The organism is Gilliamella sp. Bif1-4 (genome assembly GCF_001690535.1).
Taxonomy (GTDB): domain Bacteria; phylum Pseudomonadota; class Gammaproteobacteria; order Enterobacterales; family Orbaceae; genus Gilliamella; species Gilliamella bombi.
The window spans coordinates 13,218-31,470 of sequence record NZ_LZHC01000034.1 but is presented as its reverse complement, the minus strand read 5'-3'; the positions used below and the strand labels follow the sequence as shown (position 1 = coordinate 31,470).

The 18,253-nt window shown below is 36.0% G+C and carries 17 protein-coding genes and 1 pseudogene; 6 read left to right on the top strand and 12 right to left on the bottom strand.

Annotation, left to right across the window (positions count from 1 at the left end; translation table 11 throughout):
* Window positions 1-99: 99 nt before the first annotated feature.
* On the bottom strand, window positions 100-1,221 hold the full coding sequence (gene tyrA / locus A9G25_RS06180) for a bifunctional chorismate mutase/prephenate dehydrogenase (protein WP_065626212.1): 1,122 nt from the start codon (window positions 1,219-1,221) through the stop codon (window positions 100-102).
* A 120-nt stretch (window positions 1,222-1,341) separates the two neighbouring features.
* Here tyrA and xthA point away from each other — a divergent pair, with 120 nt between their 5' ends.
* The 3 genes from xthA to A9G25_RS06165 all read left to right on the top strand — a co-directional run bounded on the left by xthA (window position 1,342) and on the right by A9G25_RS06165 (window position 5,319).
* A complete protein-coding gene (gene xthA / locus A9G25_RS06175) occupies window positions 1,342-2,148 on the top strand; it encodes an exodeoxyribonuclease III (protein ID WP_065626211.1) in 807 nt (268 codons plus the stop codon).
* 40 nt (window positions 2,149-2,188) lie between these two features.
* Window positions 2,189-3,523, top strand: a complete 1,335-nt coding sequence (gene xseA, locus A9G25_RS06170; protein WP_065626210.1) for an exodeoxyribonuclease VII large subunit — start codon at window positions 2,189-2,191, stop codon at window positions 3,521-3,523.
* A gap of 125 nt (window positions 3,524-3,648) precedes the next feature.
* Entirely contained in the window at window positions 3,649-5,319 is a 1,671-nt protein-coding gene (locus A9G25_RS06165; RefSeq protein ID WP_065626209.1) for a molecular chaperone HscC, read from the top strand.
* 67 nt (window positions 5,320-5,386) lie between these two features.
* On the opposite strand, the gene A9G25_RS06160 is transcribed toward A9G25_RS06165, so the two are convergent.
* Both A9G25_RS06160 and A9G25_RS06155 read right to left on the bottom strand, forming a co-directional pair.
* The gene (locus tag A9G25_RS06160) at window positions 5,387-8,092 is read right to left on the bottom strand and encodes a J domain-containing protein (protein WP_065626208.1); all 2,706 of its coding nucleotides are present in this window, start codon (window positions 8,090-8,092) and stop codon (window positions 5,387-5,389) included.
* Entirely contained in the window at window positions 8,089-8,787 is a 699-nt protein-coding gene (locus A9G25_RS06155) for a DUF1266 domain-containing protein (RefSeq protein WP_065626207.1), read from the bottom strand. The genes A9G25_RS06160 and A9G25_RS06155 overlap by 4 nt, the downstream gene beginning before the upstream one ends.
* Window positions 8,788-9,027: 240 nt before the next feature.
* On the opposite strand from A9G25_RS06155, the gene dolP reads away from it, so the two are divergent.
* Window positions 9,028-9,606, top strand: coding sequence for a division/outer membrane stress-associated lipid-binding lipoprotein (dolP, locus tag A9G25_RS06150; protein ID WP_034911243.1), 579 nt, complete (start codon window positions 9,028-9,030; stop codon window positions 9,604-9,606).
* Window positions 9,607-9,650: 44 nt separating this feature from the next.
* Here dolP and csdE read toward each other — a convergent pair whose 3' ends face one another.
* The 4 genes from csdE to ubiU all read right to left on the bottom strand — a co-directional run bounded on the left by csdE (window position 9,651) and on the right by ubiU (window position 13,303).
* Window positions 9,651-10,046, bottom strand: a complete 396-nt coding sequence (gene csdE, locus A9G25_RS06145) for a cysteine desulfurase sulfur acceptor subunit CsdE (protein ID WP_065606068.1) — start codon at window positions 10,044-10,046, stop codon at window positions 9,651-9,653.
* Between the two features lie 68 nt (window positions 10,047-10,114).
* A complete protein-coding gene (csdA, locus tag A9G25_RS06140) occupies window positions 10,115-11,338 on the bottom strand; it encodes a cysteine desulfurase CsdA (protein ID WP_255307089.1) in 1,224 nt (407 codons plus the stop codon).
* The gene (locus A9G25_RS06135) at window positions 11,295-12,173 is read right to left on the bottom strand and encodes a U32 family peptidase (protein ID WP_065626205.1); all 879 of its coding nucleotides are present in this window, start codon (window positions 12,171-12,173) and stop codon (window positions 11,295-11,297) included. Before A9G25_RS06135 ends, csdA begins: the two co-directional genes overlap by 44 nt.
* Before the next feature lie 134 nt (window positions 12,174-12,307).
* On the bottom strand, window positions 12,308-13,303 hold the full coding sequence (gene ubiU / locus A9G25_RS06130; RefSeq protein ID WP_065626204.1) for a ubiquinone anaerobic biosynthesis protein UbiU: 996 nt from the start codon (window positions 13,301-13,303) through the stop codon (window positions 12,308-12,310).
* Between the two features lie 176 nt (window positions 13,304-13,479).
* Here ubiU and A9G25_RS13365 point away from each other — a divergent pair, with 176 nt between their 5' ends.
* Window positions 13,480-13,668 (top strand): hypothetical protein, encoded by a 189-nt coding sequence (locus tag A9G25_RS13365; protein WP_081297170.1) that lies wholly within the window; start codon window positions 13,480-13,482, stop codon window positions 13,666-13,668.
* A 438-nt stretch (window positions 13,669-14,106) separates the two neighbouring features.
* Here the strand turns inward: A9G25_RS13365 and A9G25_RS06120 are convergent, their stop codons facing one another.
* The 3 genes and pseudogenes from A9G25_RS06120 to A9G25_RS06115 form a co-directional block, all read right to left on the bottom strand.
* Entirely contained in the window at window positions 14,107-14,370 is a 264-nt protein-coding gene (locus A9G25_RS06120; RefSeq protein ID WP_141675021.1) for a hypothetical protein, read from the bottom strand.
* Window positions 14,342-14,509, bottom strand: coding sequence for a hypothetical protein (locus A9G25_RS12805; protein WP_176701082.1), 168 nt, complete (start codon window positions 14,507-14,509; stop codon window positions 14,342-14,344). The genes A9G25_RS06120 and A9G25_RS12805 overlap by 29 nt, the downstream gene beginning before the upstream one ends.
* Window positions 14,509-14,715: pseudogene (locus tag A9G25_RS06115) on the bottom strand (transposase); the annotation flags it as partial. The pseudogene A9G25_RS06115 and the gene A9G25_RS12805, both read right to left, overlap by 1 nt.
* Before the next feature lie 231 nt (window positions 14,716-14,946).
* On the opposite strand from A9G25_RS06115, the gene A9G25_RS06110 reads away from it, so the two are divergent.
* Complete coding sequence (locus A9G25_RS06110) at window positions 14,947-15,207, top strand: hypothetical protein (RefSeq protein WP_065626202.1); 261 nt, start codon at window positions 14,947-14,949, stop codon at window positions 15,205-15,207.
* Window positions 15,208-15,317: 110 nt separating this feature from the next.
* On the opposite strand, the gene folP is transcribed toward A9G25_RS06110, so the two are convergent.
* Together folP and ftsH are read right to left on the bottom strand one after the other, a co-directional pair.
* Entirely contained in the window at window positions 15,318-16,160 is an 843-nt protein-coding gene (folP, locus tag A9G25_RS06105) for a dihydropteroate synthase (RefSeq protein ID WP_065626201.1), read from the bottom strand.
* Window positions 16,161-16,346: 186 nt separating this feature from the next.
* Window positions 16,347-18,203 (bottom strand): ATP-dependent zinc metalloprotease FtsH, encoded by a 1,857-nt coding sequence (gene ftsH / locus A9G25_RS06100; protein WP_081297168.1) that lies wholly within the window; start codon window positions 18,201-18,203, stop codon window positions 16,347-16,349.
* Window positions 18,204-18,253 lie beyond the last annotated feature (50 nt).

Sequence of the window (18,253 nt, the reverse complement as noted above, 5' to 3'; positions counted from 1 at the left end):
CTCACACTAACATTTATTATTTCTAACAACTATCTTTTGATAAAAAGTATATTTTAATTTGTAAAAAACTTTCAGGAAAGTATATCTTTTAATATAAAGCTATTCTCGATTATCATTGGCAAATTTTAATAATCCTTGGCTTTCTTTAATAAAACGTTCGGCATAACTACCAAACCATTGAGTAACTTCGTTAAAACTTTTAATAAATTTAGTTTTGTCACGTTGTTCTATAAGTTCGACCATTTGCCCAAAGCGTTCATAGTAGCGTTTGATTAATTCAATATTATCATCTGATGCCATGATGATATCGGCATAAAGCTCAGGATCTTGAGCAAATAAGCGCCCAACCATCATCAATTCAAGGCGATAAATTGGCGAAGAAAGCGCGATCAATTGCTCTAAATCGGCCTGTTCTCGCTGCAAATTGACACCATATGAGAACGAAGTGAAATGGCGTAATGCTTGGATGAATGACATGCATTTGTCATGCTCTTTGGCATTAATTGCACATAAATTGGCGCCCCAAATACGCATTTGTTCAATTAGCCATTGGTATTTATCTGGATATCGCCCATCACAATAAACAATAATTTGTTTGGCTAAATTTGGTACATCTGGACCAAACATTGGGTGTAAACCGACCACAGGTCCTTGATGTTTATCAAGCATTGCTTGGAGAGGCTTAGCCTTTATGGATGTAAAATCCGTTAAAATACAATCTTTGGGTAATGGCGGTAGCTGTTTAATGATTTCACAAGTTTTGTTAATAGGTACTGTCACGATAACGGCCGCTGCATCAGCAACCACTTCGGCTGTTTGATGCATAGTTTTGGAGCCTAATGTTTTAACCTGATAGCCAGATAAAGCAAATAAACGAGCAAACAATCGCCCCATTTGCCCATTACCACCAACAATTACTATTGAACCTTGACCACTATAGACTTTTTTAAAACCTTTATCATTTTCGCTAATATAAGACTCACGCATTAAACGGCGTAAAATATCTTCTATTAAATTGGGGGATATACCGAGTTTTTCAGCCTCATGTCGCCTTTTAGCTAACATATCCGCTTCACGTTTGGGATCATAAATCGGAATGCCATGTTTGCTTTTTACTTCGCCGACTTCGGTAACTAATGCTAATCGCTTTGTAATTAAAGATAAAATGGATTTATCAACTTCATCGATTTTATCGCGCAAGGTAAGTAATTCCGTAGACATATTTAGCGATTCCCTTTATCACAAATGGTGGTTTTTATTGTAATAGCTTAACAGTATAACGTATTTTTGTTACGATGCGTATTTAGTTTATAACATGGAATTAAATATAATAAATTTATTATGAAAGTTATATCGTTTAATATTAATAGCCTTCGTGCTCGAATTCATCAATTATCAGCAATTATTGAGACACACCAACCAGATATTATTGGTTTACAAGAAACTAAAGTTCATAACGATCAGTTTCCCATTGACGAATTAGCACAGTTTGGTTATCACTTACATTATCACGGACAAAAAGGGCATTATGGAGTAGCGTTGTTAACCAAGCAACAACCTTTGTCTGTGCAATGTGGCTTTCCAAACGATAGTGATGATGCTCAATGTCGTTTGATCATGATTGAGTTACCTACTAGCCAAGGTAATTTAACAATAATTAATGGTTATTTCCCTCAAGGTGAAAGTTTACATCATGAAATCAAATACCCTGCTAAACGTAAATTTTATAAGGATTTAATACAGTATTTACAAGATCATCAATTAAATAATCAACTAACTTTAGTTATGGGCGATATGAATATTTGCCCAACCGATTTAGACATTGGCATTCCAGATGATAGCCGTAAACGATGGCTTCGTACGGGAAAATGTTCATTTTTACCTGAAGAACGAAAATGGATAAACAACTTAATGTCTCTCGGTTTTATTGATACTTACCGCAATGCTCACCCAACTGAACTTGAGTATTCTTGGTTTGATTATCGTACTAAAGGTTTTGAAACCCATAATGGGTTAAGAATTGATTTAATATTAGCTAGTCAAAAAATGATGACTTATTGTAAACAAACGGGTATTGATTATGATATTCGTGCAATGATAAAACCATCTGATCATGCACCAATTTGGGCTCAATTTGATTTAGTATAAACCTTTATAGTTATAATATAGTTGTAATAAGGATAATAGCATGCAAAGCAATTCGATTTTATCAGTGAAAGATCTTAATCAAATGGTTAAAGAATTGCTTTGTGATGTGATTGGCCAGATCTGGTTAATAGGTGAAATATCAAACTTTTCACGTCCATCATCAGGTCATTGGTATTTTTCGTTAAAAGACGATAGTGCACAAGTACGCTGTGCTATGTTTCGCAATAGCAATTTTCGTGCGGGTTTTACCCCACAAAATGGGCAACAAGTTTTAGTTCGGGCCACAGTAACACTATATGAGGCGCGTGGCGAATACCAACTGGTTATTGATAAAATCCAAGCAGCAGGTACAGGATTGTTACAGCAAAAGTTTGAGCAACTAAAACAAAAGCTGTCTGAGGAAGGTTTATTTGATTCTACCAATAAACAACCATTACCAGAAAACATTCGCACAGTTGGAATTATCACTTCATCAACGGGTGCGGCATTGCATGATATTTGTCAGATATTAAAACGCCGAGATCCAAGTTTGCATTTAATTATTTACCCAACGCAAGTACAAGGCGGTGAAGCGGCAAGACAAATCGCTAACATGATTCACATTGCCAACATTCGTCAAGAATGTGATGTATTAATCGTTGGACGAGGTGGTGGCTCGCTTGAAGACTTATGGTCATTTAATGAAGAAGTGGTAGCCAGAGCTATTTTTGCTAGTCAAATACCAATTGTGAGTGCCGTTGGGCATGAGATTGATTTTACGATTGCCGATTTTGTGGCTGATGTTAGAGCGGCAACCCCATCTGCGGCAGCCGAGCTTGTTAGTCGAGATAGTTTACAACAAGTAAAGCGTTTGCAAGTTCAACAGCAGCATTTAACCATGGCAATGGATTATTATTTAATACAGTGCCGAGAAAAACTCAATAAATGGCGACATCAATTACAAACTCAACATCCACAAACAAAGCTAGAAAAACAATTAAATCAACTCTTAGCTTATCACCATTCATTATCTGAAAATATTCAGCAATATTTGCTCAGACTATCAAATCGCCATAATTCACTTGATAAACGACTATTACGAGTATCTCCACAAAATAATATTACCTATTTAGGGCAACTGACTTGGCAAAAACAACAGCAATTAATTAATTTAATTAAACAAAAATTAACAAAATCACAACATCAATTTGTTTTACAAACCTCTCAACTTAACAACGTTAGTCCGCTAGCTACTCTCGAACGAGGTTATTCAGTTACCACCGACGAAGACAACACAGTAGTTCGTCGCTCTGAGCAAGTCACGGTGGGTGACATTATCGTAACAAAGCTGAAAAAAGGTAAACTTGTTAGCCAAATTACAAAAATTAACGAATAAAATAATTATATTTAAAGATCATAGATAAACTTATTTTACTAATCTTTAGTATCATTTTTGCAATTCTGGTGATCGCTAGTATATAATCTAAACAATAGGGAATTATTATATTATTTAGAGAGTTTATGCATTATCCAATCGGTATTGATTTAGGCACTACAAACAGTTTAATTTGTGTTTGGCAAGATGGTAAACCGGTCCTCATTCCTAATTCAATTGGTGAAGTTGTTACACCATCTGCAGTTAGTGTTGATGAAGACGATTCTATTTTAGTCGGACATGCGGCATTGTCTCGTTTAACCACTCATCCAAATCGCAGTGCAGCAGCATTTAAACGCTTTTTAGGTTCAAATAAAGTTTTCGAATTAGGTGACAAAAAATTTACGCCAACTGAGCTTTCAGCCATAATTTTAAAATCATTGAAAGCAGATGCAGAGGCTTTTTTAAACCAAGAAGTTCGTGATGTTGTCATTTCTGTTCCTGCTTATTTTAATGATGAACAACGCAAGCAAACTCGCTTTGCTGCCGAGTTAGCTGGATTAAATGCTGTACGCTTAATCAATGAACCAACAGCAGCCGCTATGGCATACGGATTACATGAAGATCAATCGGGTAACACTTTAGTATTTGATTTAGGTGGTGGTACGTTTGATGTAACAGTGCTTGAATATTCAATGCCCATTATTGAAGTACATGCTTCTGCAGGTGATAACTATTTAGGTGGTGAAGATTTTACCCAAGAGCTTGTTAAAGTTTGCTTAAGTGAATGGAACCTTAAAAAGCAAGATATTTCGACCGATGATTATGCTCGCTTGTTAGATTTAGCCGAACAACTAAAATGTAAGTTAAATGGTGAACAATCACAAACTTTAACTTGGTTTTGGCAAGATAAGCAGTGGCAATTTTCCTTAAACGAAAGCCGAGCTAAAACACTATGGTTACCACTACTTAATCGACTAAGAGCACCAATTGAACAGGCATTAAGTGATGCGCGATTAAAACCTAATCAACTTGAACATATCGTATTAGTCGGAGGTTCATCGCAATTAGGTGTGGTACGAGAACTGGTTACTAAATTGTTTGGTAAATTACCCTATCGCCACATAAATCCGACAACGATCGTGGCACAAGGTGCCGCAGTTCAAGCGGCTTGTCGATTGCGAAATGCTGATGTTGAAGAAGTCATTCTTACTGATGTGTGCCCTTATACGCTAGGGATTGAAAGTTGTTCAAATAATGTCAGTGGGCTATTTTCACCCATTATTGAACGTAATACCATTGTGCCAACATCAAAAGTAAAAACATTTTACACAACGCACCCTCAACAAAAAGTGATATGTATTTCGGTTTATCAAGGTGAAAATCCACGCGTTGAAAATAATGTTTTAATTGATGAGTTTGAAGTACCTCTAACGCCAATGGAAAGAACACAAGGAATTGATGTCCGCTTTAGTTATGATCTAAATGGCCTATTAGAAGTTGATGTAGTTTTGCTTGAAACCGGCAAACAACATGGCAAAGTGATTGATCATAGTCCAATTGGATTAACAGACAAACAAAAACAAGACAGTCATGATCGCTTGAAAGAACTTAAAATTCACCCTCGTGACGAAATGCCGAATCGTACCTTATTGGCAAGGCTAGAATGTGCATGGGCCCAATCATTGGGTGATGAACGACTATTAATTGGATCATATATCGAAGCTTTTATGGAAGTATTAAATAGACAAAACCCTGAAGAAATTAACGAAATTCGTTGTGAAATTGAATCTAATCTACAAGATCTAAATCGATAACCAATAAAATTTTAAAAAATATAAAAAGTCCTCTTTTTTATCTCTAAAAAAGAGGACTTTATTTTGTTTACTTTTCCTTTTCTTTGGTTGTTTCTTCTACCGGTGGTCCAAAACGGTTAGTGTGTTTGATGCCAGAACCCCAAAATGGCATAAAAAATAAGAGAGAAGCCAACATTTGGGTCACAAAACCGATGAGCGGTTCTCCTTTATCAATATCATTAAAACGTCGTTTTAAAGCAAAAACCATATTGGTTACAGCAATAGAATAACAAATCATAGAAAAAGTAGGACTATTCAATTCAAAATTGTTGTTAAATACGGTCATCAATCCTAACACAATGAAGCTACAACATAATTGTATAATAAAACCTTTTATATTAGTTCGCCCTTTCCAACGCCAAAACTGCCACCATTTATTTTTAGGTAATGGCTGTGATTCCAGTTTTTGTTGATTTTCATGATTTTTTGCTATAAGTAATGACGCACAAAGCCGTAAGACTAAATCATTGTCACTGTTGTTTTTAAACTTGTATAACACTTCAAGTTCATCTTCATCGTATATACCGTAATAGCTAGAAAAACGTTTAGTAAGTATCATTATTTCATCAGTTTGTTTAGTGTAATTGTATATCATACTGCGATCAAAAAACGGTGCATCCCAACTCTTTTTTAGATTTTTTGCTGTTTCTATCAACTCTTTATTATCACCAGTAACATTTTTCAACATCTGATCTAATTTTGTTTTTTGATTGGGCTTATTAAATACTATGGTGTATAAAATCATCAAGTAGAGAGGGTTTTGTTTCGCTAATTTAGGTTGCCATACTTGTTCAAATTTTTGCTCAATTTCGTTAAAATCAATGCTATCAGGTGTATCATCAATATACGATTCAATTGAATTTGGATAATTTATTAAAATGCAATTAATTAACTTACTGTCATTGTTAATCAGATTATATAACTCTGTTTCATTTTGCCAGTTTCCTTGTTTAAAAATATTAATAAGAGGGGATAGCAAATTATCATCCGGTAGTTGGAATGTATTATTTTCAGTTTGAAGATATTTGGCCGTTGCAAAAGGCTGACTGGCAATTGATATAGCTAATAAACAATTACGATACCATTGCCAATAGGCATTTTTATTACTTGAACAGATAGAAGCATCTGGTGGAGCAGGTAGTTTGTAAGGTATTCGTATTGTAAGAAAAGCTACCCAATCATACATTTCCATATACGAATACTCTAAATTATTATAAAGATGAAACATGGCAACATAAGGCAAATAATCAAGCCTATCTAGCCATAAACGACAATACAAATAATGATTATCTTCAGAGTTAGGATCAAATTTAGCTGGGATAGGCGCATTTTCATCACTATCATATAGCCAAGCTTTAAACTCTTGTACGGGCGGTAGTTCTGATAACCATGTTAGGTTTTGTCGTGCTTGCCGTTGTAAATTTTGCAAAATAAATTGTTCAAATGGATCATCGCTGCGTTCATCAAGGATTTCTTGCAATAATCTTTCATTACCGTGGCGAAGCATGATGGCATGGCGATATAAGCGATACAATCGATTGGTGCCGTCATCAAGTAAAAGCATGGATAAAACTTGTCTATAATTCCAATTTACATTTAAAGCCCAATCAATAAAATTGGCTATTTCTGGGGAATAATCGCTAGCCTCTAGTTCCGCTAATCGTGAAACAGTTGTTGCTGTTAGCTGAGGTATTGCATTTAAATAATTTTCAGTGTTATCTATAGCAATACAGTAAGAATTATTAAGAGCCATAACTAATAATGGAAAGTAATTTTTTTCAAAATAAAAACACCACCCCACTATCCAACCTTCTGCTTTTTGTTGATAATGACTTGAATAGTACAACTCTAACCAAGCTTGTAAGGCATTTTGTTTATCTTCGAGCAAACTATATTGGATAGCGGCAATATATTTCCACTCGATAATAATATTTTCATCTTCATCGCCTTCGGCAATGCATTTTAAAGCATAATCTAAAATAGATTGATTTTTTAGGCTCGCAGTACTATGCCAATGAGCAAATTCGAGCATAAATTTCTTATCATCAGGAAGATAAATAATGGTATCTTGAGCTAAAAATGTATAAACATCTTCTGATCTACGTTCCCAAAATAACCATTTGGCATTATATATATAATCGATAGTTGCATTTTGTAGTGTTTTATTGGTTGTTGGCAAACATGTGTAATCAAATAAATCACCGCGATCAATATGATTTAAATAACTATCATACTTTTCAAAATCATCGGTAAATTGGAGCATTAGCTGTTGTCGCCAACGTAAACTATCAGCTAATAGTTTGACACATGACTCTGATATATTTTTTGATTCATAACTTATTTCTAACAATCGCCATTTTACAGAATCAATAACTGCCATTGAGTAGTCATAAAATGAACCAATAAATTTTTGCCACTCGTTAACATTAAAACAGCGTCGAGGATCATCTAACAATGTTTGATAAGCCTCACAAATTTCATTGGCTTTAAGCTGTTCTTCTGTTAAGGATACTGATACTTCTTGTTGTTCTGATTCAGACTTAGGTTCATCGGCCATTGTTTCGGGCGATTGTGCATATTTTATTGCTGACTCATAGGCTTCGCGTAATGCTTTAAAACCATCGGGATCAGTTTCAGGATGATATGAAGGTAATTGTGCTCGATATGCTTGACGAATAGCCACTTGATCGGTTGTTTTTTCAATGCCTAACAGTTGCCAAATATTTTCATTCATGACCAATCATACTCCATTAGTGACTCAGGTTTTTCTAGTTCTTCAATATCTATATACCAAGATAAACGATTATGTGGGGCATCTTTATCTTCATGTAAATTTGCCATGGTATGAGCGCGTGATGCTCGAGTCAATTCACAGCGTAATGTTTCTAAGTCTTCTTTGCTATTGAGTGATATCCAATATTGATAACCAACAAACCAGCCTGTAAAGTAATGGTGCCAGTTTCTATAATAATATTGACAACGGAGTCCTATTCGAGAAAGGATCCATAAGGCCTCTTGTTCGGTGATATATTTATTAGTAGTACCATTTCGTAAGATATATCCCATTCGAGCATAATCCCAACTACGGATACCTGCAGTACCACACACAGGAAAGGTTTGTTTGACAAAATCAAGCAAAACTTTTTGATAGTCATCTTGTTCTTGATAATGGTCATACCAATCAAATTCGGAAAGTCGAGAATACATCAAATAATATTTAGACAATGCTGAAGCGTGCCCATCATCAACCATGTCGAACACACAGTTAAGTAAAGTTTCACGGGAATCAATAGCCCAACTCTCTTTCATATCAACAAAATCTCGATCTGGATAAAAAAATGGCGAAGTATAACTAGCTCCATTTTCTATGTTTATTACAACCATTGGTGCAGATAAACCATATAGCCAATCAACACAATCTTGATTCATATTTGTATTCCAATCATCTAATTTATTTTATTTATTACCAAAAGATAGCAGATTTTACACTAAAATAACAATTGAAATTCAAACAGAAATTTATGGTGTGGTTAAGTTTAATAAAATATAAATACTGCTATGAGCTAGCATAAATCATAAAATTATTTGCAAATCAATATCTACAAGGCATAATACAAACAATTTATTGAAATTTGATTATTACAGAGTAATAAATCATAAGGAGTTATAATGAAAAAAGTTAGCTTAATAGTAATGTTAATTTCTTGCGCATTAACATTACAAGGCTGCGTTGCTGCCGTTATAGGAATTGGTGCAGGGGCTACGGCAAAAGTTGCAACCGATCCTCGTACTGCGGGTACTCAAGTTGATGATACAACACTTAGTTCACGCATGAGCATGAAAATAAAAAATAATGGACCATTTTTTATTGGCTCTCGTATCGTTACGAGTGCTTATGGCGGTAATATTCTGTTAACTGGACAAGCAAATAATGAACAAGTTGAAAAAGCTGAAAGTCTTGCTTATCAAGTTGAAGGAGTAAAAAAAGTCTATAACCAAATTCGTATTGGAGAGCCTGTTGGTGCAGGGACTATTACCAATGATACATGGATAACGACTCAAGTTAAATCTCAGTTAGTTTTAGATGCCAAAACAAAAGCTCGCAAAATTAAAGTAGTAACTGAAAACGGCGAAGTTTTCTTAATTGGTATTGTTACGTCAGAAGAAGGTAAAGTAGCAGCCGAAATTGCAAGTAAAGTCCGTGGTGTAAAAAAAGTTATCACACTATATACGTATACTGAAGATTAAATAGTGACTATACAAAAGACAGGGGGGGCGATTAGCCCCCTTTTTTATACAACTGATTTAATGCGCTCAATTAATTTAGTAAGCCCTTGCAAACGAGATTGGCTTAACTCATCAGAAATTTTCAGTTGGCTTAATAAGGATTGAAAATTGAGCATAGCAATTTCTTGCGCTGTTTTATTATTAGCAACAATAATTAAGATTGCCAATAATCCTTTTACAATTCGACCTTCACTATCACCACTAAAAACATAGGTATCATCTGTCTGTTTTTGATAAGTCAACCAAACTCGGTTTTCGCAGCCATTGACTTGATTTTGCGCTGTCTTTTGCTCTTCAGGAAAATCAGGCAATTGCTTTGCTAACATCACTAACTGTCGATAACGATCTTGCCAATTATGTTGCTTTGCGAATAATTCGGCTAAGCTTTGCTGTGATAGCATAATATTGACCTATTTACTGTTAACTGTTTGTAAAAAAGTTTCAGGAAACTATACGTTTCAGTATAAAATCACACTAATATTTCAATTACATTTTGCAATACTGAAATAAATTTATCCACATCTTGCTGATTATTATATGGCATCAATGAAACACGAACCGCTCCGTGGCATCCTAATTTATTCATCAAAGGCTGGGCACAAAGCTCACCTGTACGGATGGCAATATTTTGTTCACTTAACAAAATAGCAATATCATTATGATGAATATTATTGATATTAAAAGTGATTATCGGGCTATCATCCACACTATAAAATTGAATATCGGCAAATTGGTTTAGTTGTGATTTTGCATAATAAGCTAGCTGTTTTGTGTAGTTTTCAGCTTGCTCATTATCCCAACTTTTTAACCACTCAAGTACGGAATTAAAACCAACAATACCTGCAATATTAGGCGTACCAGCTTCAAATTTATAAGGAAGATCTTCTTGAATAAAATCATCAAACGAAGCACTTTTTAGCATTTTACCGCCACCATGCCAAACCGACATTAGCTCAAGTAATGCCTTTTTACCATATAAAACGCCAAGCCCCGTTGGACCATACAATTTATGGGTAGAAAAGGCATAAAAATCGATATCTAATTGGTTAACATTAATTGCATGATGAACAACACCTTGCGCACCATCCACCATTAAAACCGCATCATATTGATGAACAATGTTGCTTATTGTAGCTAAATCAGGACAAAATCCAGTTACGTTTGACATTTGAGTCACTGCAACAATCTTGGTCTTAGCTGACATTAGCGACGATAACTCATTAACATCCGACGACCACTTAACGACTTTAGCCCCCGTTTGCTTAGCCACAATCAACCAAGGTAACAAATTACTATGATGCTCTAATTCACTCACAATAATTTCATCGTCTGGTTGTAACAACGATCGAGCATAGCTCTGGGCAATTAAGTTAATTGACTCGGTTGCCCCCCGAGTCCAAATAATTTCAGCGCTGCTCTTAGCATTGATCAAATCGGCAACATTTTGCCTTGCCTTATCAATTGTGGCAGTGACTTGCAAAGCATCTTGGTGCAAACTGCGTTTTGCTGTAGCCGTATTTTGAGCATAATACACCAGTGTTGCATCGACCAAGGCTTGCGGTTTAAGTGCCGTTGCTGCCGAATCAAGATATACGCTATCATGATTGAGTGCAGGAAAATTTGCCCGAAACTGTTCAGGCAGAAAATGCTTATTGGGTAAGTTCAAGTCCGGCAATCCCATTCCAGTAACCATTACAATCTCGGTTATGTTCAATTTGTAGTGGATTTAATCCATCTTCGTTAGCTTTAAACTGCTTAATAATATCAAGTGTTTCAATACCAAGTGGTGAAATCCTAACGATATCAACCAATCCTTTCATCTCTTTTAGATTATTTCCCAAATTGTAACAATAACCGCTTTGAGTCTGAATGCCGTTTAACACAAATACTTTCTGTTGTTCTTGTGAAAACACCTCACGTCCAACAGGATACTTAATACAACAAGTTTCGCATTTATCTTTAGGCTTATCTTCCGATCTTGCGGTAAAACAGCGAGCTGAATAAGCTAAAGGTAAATAACCATAACTAAACACTTCAACTTCAAAATTTCGTGCGATATTTAAACTCTCAAACTGTTTAAGCACATTACTCAACCAATCACGAGAAAGCTCAACCGGCATACACCAGCGAACCATACCTTGTTTTTGTAATAATTTTAAAGTTAAAGCGTTATAACAGTTAATAGCCGGACCTGCAACAAAGGGTAATTTATGCTCATGCGCAACATTAATGGCGGCTAAATCGTTGGCTTCGACTAAAAAATAGCCATTATTTACTAATTGTCGCAAATCGTTTAATTCCGACGGCGCTTCAAGTAACGCTAATGTCGAAAGCACTACCTGCTTGCCCGATTTAGCTATCTCTTTTGCTAATTCAATCCAGTTTGGTACTTTCATTTCACGACGTTTGGTACAAACTGTTTCGCCCATATAAATAATATCGGCTTGGCTCTCTTTAGCGGCGTGATAAAACGCTTCTGTTGTGGTTTTAGGCCAATAGTACAGTACTGGTCCTAATGCGTATTTCATGGTTTTGCTCACTATATTTATGTTAGATCTTTTTCAATGATTTACGTTGATGCTGTTAGCACAAGGCATAAGCAACATTTACAAAATTCAAAAGTATGCTTTGTTAATACATTACCTTTTGCTAACTAAATTTCTTATTGCCATTTACGGTGATAAGCGCCTAATGTTGTCTGTGTGCCTTCTGACACCGAACCAAGCGTATCGATCCAACTCTGTTCGGCTTGGAACGATTGTGGATTAGACTTATAGCGATCGATAGCCTGTCTCCATACTTTTGTTACTTGCTCGACATAAGCTGGGCTACGCTGACGACCTTCTATTTTGACCGATGCGATATTAGCAGCAAACAGTTCAGGCAATAGCTCAATGGTATTTAAACTTGTTGGCTCCTCGATAGGATGATAAAGCTCCTGACCAACAAAATAACGACCTTTACATAGCGTTGGATAACCTGCGTTCTCGCCTTTCTTATGACAATCAATTAACACATTATTCAGTCTTGATTCGAGTCCTTTCTCGGTTTCTTCCCAACGAACAAATTTGGCAGGCGAACAAGCGCCAACAGTATTAGGGGATTCGCCAGTTAAGTAAGATGACAAATAACATCGACCTTCCGCCATAATACACAAACTACCAAAAGCAAACACTTCAAGCGGAACGGGTGAAACTTGTGATAACTGTTTAACTTGATGCATCGAAAGTACGCGAGGTAAAACAATGCGATGTACCTGAAAATTATTATAGTAAAACTTAATCGACTCCACATTGGTCGACGACGCCTGCACAGAAACATGACGCTCAAGATTAGGGTATTTTTCAGCCGCATAATCAAGCATAGCAAGATCGGCAATAATTAAAGCATCAGCACCAATATTAGCCGCAGTATCAACCGCATATTGCCAACGCTGAAAATTTTCTGGATGGGCAAAAGTATTAATAGCAATATGCAATTTTTTGCTGTGTTTGTGTACATAATCTGAAGCTTCAATCAATCGCTTTTCATTAAAATTTAAACCAGCAAAATGGCGGGCATTGGTATCGTCTTTCAAACCAATATAAATAGCATCAGCGCCATTATCAATGGCCACTTTTAATGATGGTAAAGATCCCGCTGGACAGAGAAGTTCCATAATTATTCCTAACTCAATTTTTATAGTTTATGCGCTTTGTATTATGCAATAATTTGGCGTGTAATGCGAATAGAAAGCGGTGGTTATGTTTAAATAATAGATAGTATACTATAACCACCACCGTAAATATGATATGAGTAATTTAACTTTTATAAATAGCGGAAAAATACGGTGGAGTGGAAAGTTCAGATATCAAACGCTTAAAAGAACTTGAAACCAAAAATCGCAAACTTAAACAGATGTTTGCCGAATTAAATTTAAAATCACAGCTTCAGAAAGAAATCATAAAAAAGATGTATTCCCATCTAGGGACGAAAAACATGGGAAAAAGCTACAAGCCACTAAATCAATCTCAATTGCCATGAGTTGTACTTACTATTATCAACCTAACTTATTGGATGATTCAATGATTACTTTGGTATTAAACGATATAGCTGAAAAACATTTACGCTGTGGTTTCCTAATGAAAGTAAGTTTTTCCCGACCGATCGGTTAAAAAAGTTATTTATTCAGCAAGCTTCTAAAAAATGAGCCCTGCCCATCCAAAACAGGGAAAAATGCAATGAGCCCATTTATTACAGAATTTGGTAACAGTATCAACCGTCCCTTTAACAGGTAAATACACAAAATTTAGGATAGGGTCTCACATACCCTGCTACAATAGTTATTGTGCAAAAAAGTATCCATTAATCATAGATACTTTTTTATGCTTAATAACATTCAACCCAGCGTAAGTACTGTAACCAGAAAGGATCGAACTCACATTCAATTTTAACTGATAACGTATTATATTGGTTTGTTATTTATTTGATTAATTGAAGTACTGACTGTTTATTTCCTACATACCATAGCATATTTCTTACACCTTCACTCAAACTGTTTTGGCAATCAATTCCTCGCTTATCAGCACGTAAAGCAAGATTAATAGCATCTTCTAATTCATAAACAAGTGAAAGTGTCTCTTTACTATCAATATCAACTATAACATTAAGTGCATAACAATAATTTTCATGCCCTACCAAAGAATTAGCCGCTTCATTACGATGTACTAACCAACACCGAAACAATCACCGAATCATCCTGTAACTTAGGTTGATAATCGTAAGCACAACGGCTTAAGCCAACGATAGCGCAGCTCATAGCAATAGTAACAGAATGATTTTGTTGTAGTTGCTGTGCCCACGTTTTACGTGCCTTTGTAGGCACTAAAGCTTTTTTATGATTTCTTCCTGAAGCTGGGATTTTAAGCTCAGTTCGGCAAACATCTGCTTAAGCTTGCGATTTTTAGCCTCCAGCTCTTTTAAGCGTTTGATATCCGAAGTTTCCATACCACCGTATTTTTCCCGCCATTTATAGAAAGTTGAATTTCCCATGCTATATTTACGGCACAGTTCCTTGACAGGAATACCAGCTTCAGCTTCTTTTTAAATAACTACGATTTGATGTTCAGTCATTTTTTTCATAATTAAATCCCCCTTTACTTTTATCATAGAGAATTTTCTACTTTTTTTCTGTACTATTTTAGGGGATAGTTACATATTAATTGAACGCCTTAATCAACGCACTGCCCCCGAAACGAGAGATATGATAATAAAATTGCTAACGCCGTTTAAAAAAATGGTTAAAAGCATCACCATTTGATAATGGAACCGAATTTAATTATCATCAATGCTATTGAGCATTATTTAAATACTACCGTATACTTTGCGGAGACTTATAAAAGCTGGCAAAAAAGAAGCACAAATGAAAACACCAATGGTTTAATACGTCAGTTTATACCTAAGTCAGCGGCTATTTCATTAGTTGACGACGAACAGATAAAGAAAATACAATATCTATTGAACTCTAGCCAAGAAAACGGCATAAGTTTAAAAGCCCTGCCGCTTTTTATTCTAAGGAGTTAAGACGAATTGCATTTCATGGTGTAATCCAGAAAATAATTAGATATAAATTAATTAAAATCAATGTTATATATAAACAAATTTATACGTAGAAATATAACGATTTTACAATCTCAAAAGGAATCTTGTTCTGCAAGGGTTGCTTGTACAATTCTTAATGCATTGAAAGTTTCCTGAACATCGTGTACGCGAATAATTTTTGCTCCTTTCATTGCCGCAATTACTGCACATGTAACACTACCAAGTGTGCGTTCTTGTGGTGGTACATTTAATACTTGTCCTATCATGGATTTTCGGGACATGCCTACTAATAAAGGAAGGTTTAAATGGTGAAACCGTTCAAGTGTTGCTAATAGTCGGTAATTGTGCATTAGTGTTTTACCAAATCCAAAACCAGGATCAAGTATGATTTTTTGACGGTCAATGCCTTCGTTTATGCAGCGTTGAATCTGTTTTGTAAAAAAATCATCGACTTCTTGATAGATATCTAGCTCATAGTATGGCGCATTTTGCATAGTTTTAGGGTCACCTTGCATATGCATAATGCAAACAGGTAACCCTGTTTGTGCAGCTGCTTCAACCGCCCCAGGTACTGTTAAAGCTCTAATATCATTAATTAGATGGGCTCCTGCTTTGGCCGATTCGGTCATGACTTGCGGTTTTGATGTATCAACCGAAATCCAAACATCAAAATAACGGGCAATTTTTTCAACTAATGGAATAACACGGTTAAGCTCCTCATCGACAGACACTTCAACTGCACCAGGGCGTGTTGATTCCCCGCCGACATCAATAAATGTTGCACCAGCTTGAATCATGCTGTCAACGCGACGCATAGCATCATCAAGGTTGTTATAGTTGCCACCGTCAGAAAATGAATCTGGCGTCATATTAACGATACCCATCACTTGTGGAAATGAAAGATCCATCACTTGATTTTGAAAATGTATTTCCATGATTAAAAGCCCTATTTGATTAAAATTAATGATGCAGTCGTTTAAATGATCTTCAAAATTATTAAGCACAATTAAAGTGAAATTTTCAATATAATCGTTACTCTATTCCTGCAAATTTATTGATAAGCTATGTTTAGTTTACCGATAAAAAACGCGCCGTAGCGCGTTATATTTTATTAAAGCAAATTAACTTTCTGATTGTAGTGGTGTATCACTACCTCCATTTGCTGCTTTTTCATCGTTTTCCGTCCAACCATTAGGTGGTGTGACCGGTTGACGATTCATAAGTTCATCAATTTGTTGCTTATTGATTGTTTCATATTTTAACAGTGCATCTTTCATGGCGTGAAGAATATCAATATTTTCAGTTAAGATCGTTTTTGCACGTTGATAGTTACGTTGAATAATAGCGTCAACTTCTTCATCAATAATTTGAGCAGTACTATCTGAGATTTTTTTCAATGGCCCATAAGATGATTCTTCGTACTCAAATAATACAGGCGGTAAGCGGTCTGAGAATCCCCATTGGGTTACCATTGCTCGAGCAACATTAGAGGCATATTGAATATCACTTGATGCCCCCGACGTAATTTTATCTTCACCAAAGACTAATCCTTCAGCAATTCGGCCTGCATAAGCGGTAGAAATTTTTGATTCTAATTGAGTTCGGCTTTGGCTAATTTGGTCACCTTCGGGTAAAAAGAATGCTACACCTAATGCGCGCCCACGTGGAATAATAGTTACTTTATGAAGTGGATCGTGATCTGGCACAAGATAGCCAACAATAGCATGTCCAGCTTCGTGATAAGCAGTATTAGTTAATTGTTCTTTCGTCATAGATAATGAACGGCGTTGAGTCCCCATATTGATTTTGTCTTTGGCTTCTTCAAATTCTTCCATGGTAACTACTCGTTTGTTACGACGTGCAGCAAATAAAGCTGCTTCGTTAACTAAATTAGCAAGCTCTGCACCAGAGTAATTTGGTGTGCCACGAGCTAATACCGATAGGTTGACATCAGAACCCAACGGAACTTTGCGTACATGAACGGCAAGAATTTGTTCACGGCCTTTCATGTCTGGTAAACCAATTTGCACTTGGCGGTCAAAACGTCCAGGACGGAGTAACGCCGAATCTAAAATATCAACACGGTTAGTTGCAGCGATGATAATAATGCCGCTATTAGCCTCAAACCCATCCATTTCAACTAACATTTGGTTCAATGTTTGTTCACGTTCATCATGGCCTCCCATTGAACCAGCACCACGCTTGCGACCGACGGCATCAATTTCGTCAATAAAGATAATACAAGGTGCGTGTTTACGTGCTTGTTCAAAGAGATCTCGCACTCGCGAGGCCCCCACACCCACAAACATTTCAACAAAGTCAGAACCTGAAATGCTAAAAAAAGGCACATTGGCTTCACCCGCAATAGCTCTTGCTAGCAAAGTTTTACCTGTTCCAGGAGGCCCTACCATTAAAATCCCTTTTGGTATGCGTCCGCCTAATTTTTGATATTTGCCTGGATCGCGTAAAAAGTCGACAACTTCGGTCACTTCTTGTTTTGCTTCTTCGCTTCCGGCAACATCGGTAAATTTTGTTTTGACTTGGTCTGGCGTTAGCATTTTAGCTTTACTTTTACCAACTGACATCGGTCCACCTTTACCACCACCTTGCATTTGGCGCATCATAAAGATCCAAAAACCAATAAGTAAAATCATAGGAAACCAAGAGATAAGAATGCTGGTGATTAAATTTGGCCTTTCATCGGGTTTACCATAAACCGGTACTTTATTGGCCAATAAATCATCCATTAATTTTTCATCAAGGTAAGGGATATAAGTAGTGTAATTGCCATTATTTTTAGTTGTGGCAACAATTTCTCGTCCGTCAATATGCACTTCCTGAAGATTACCAGCTGTGATATCGGAATTAAATTGGGTATAATTGACTTGAGGTACACTATTAGATATTGCGCTGAATTGGCTAAATCCAACAATCAATGCTACAGCGATAATTCCCCAGATCAGTAAATTCTTTATCATGTCGTTCAAAAGAAAAACCTCTCATAAAAATTAACAGTTACGACTAAATT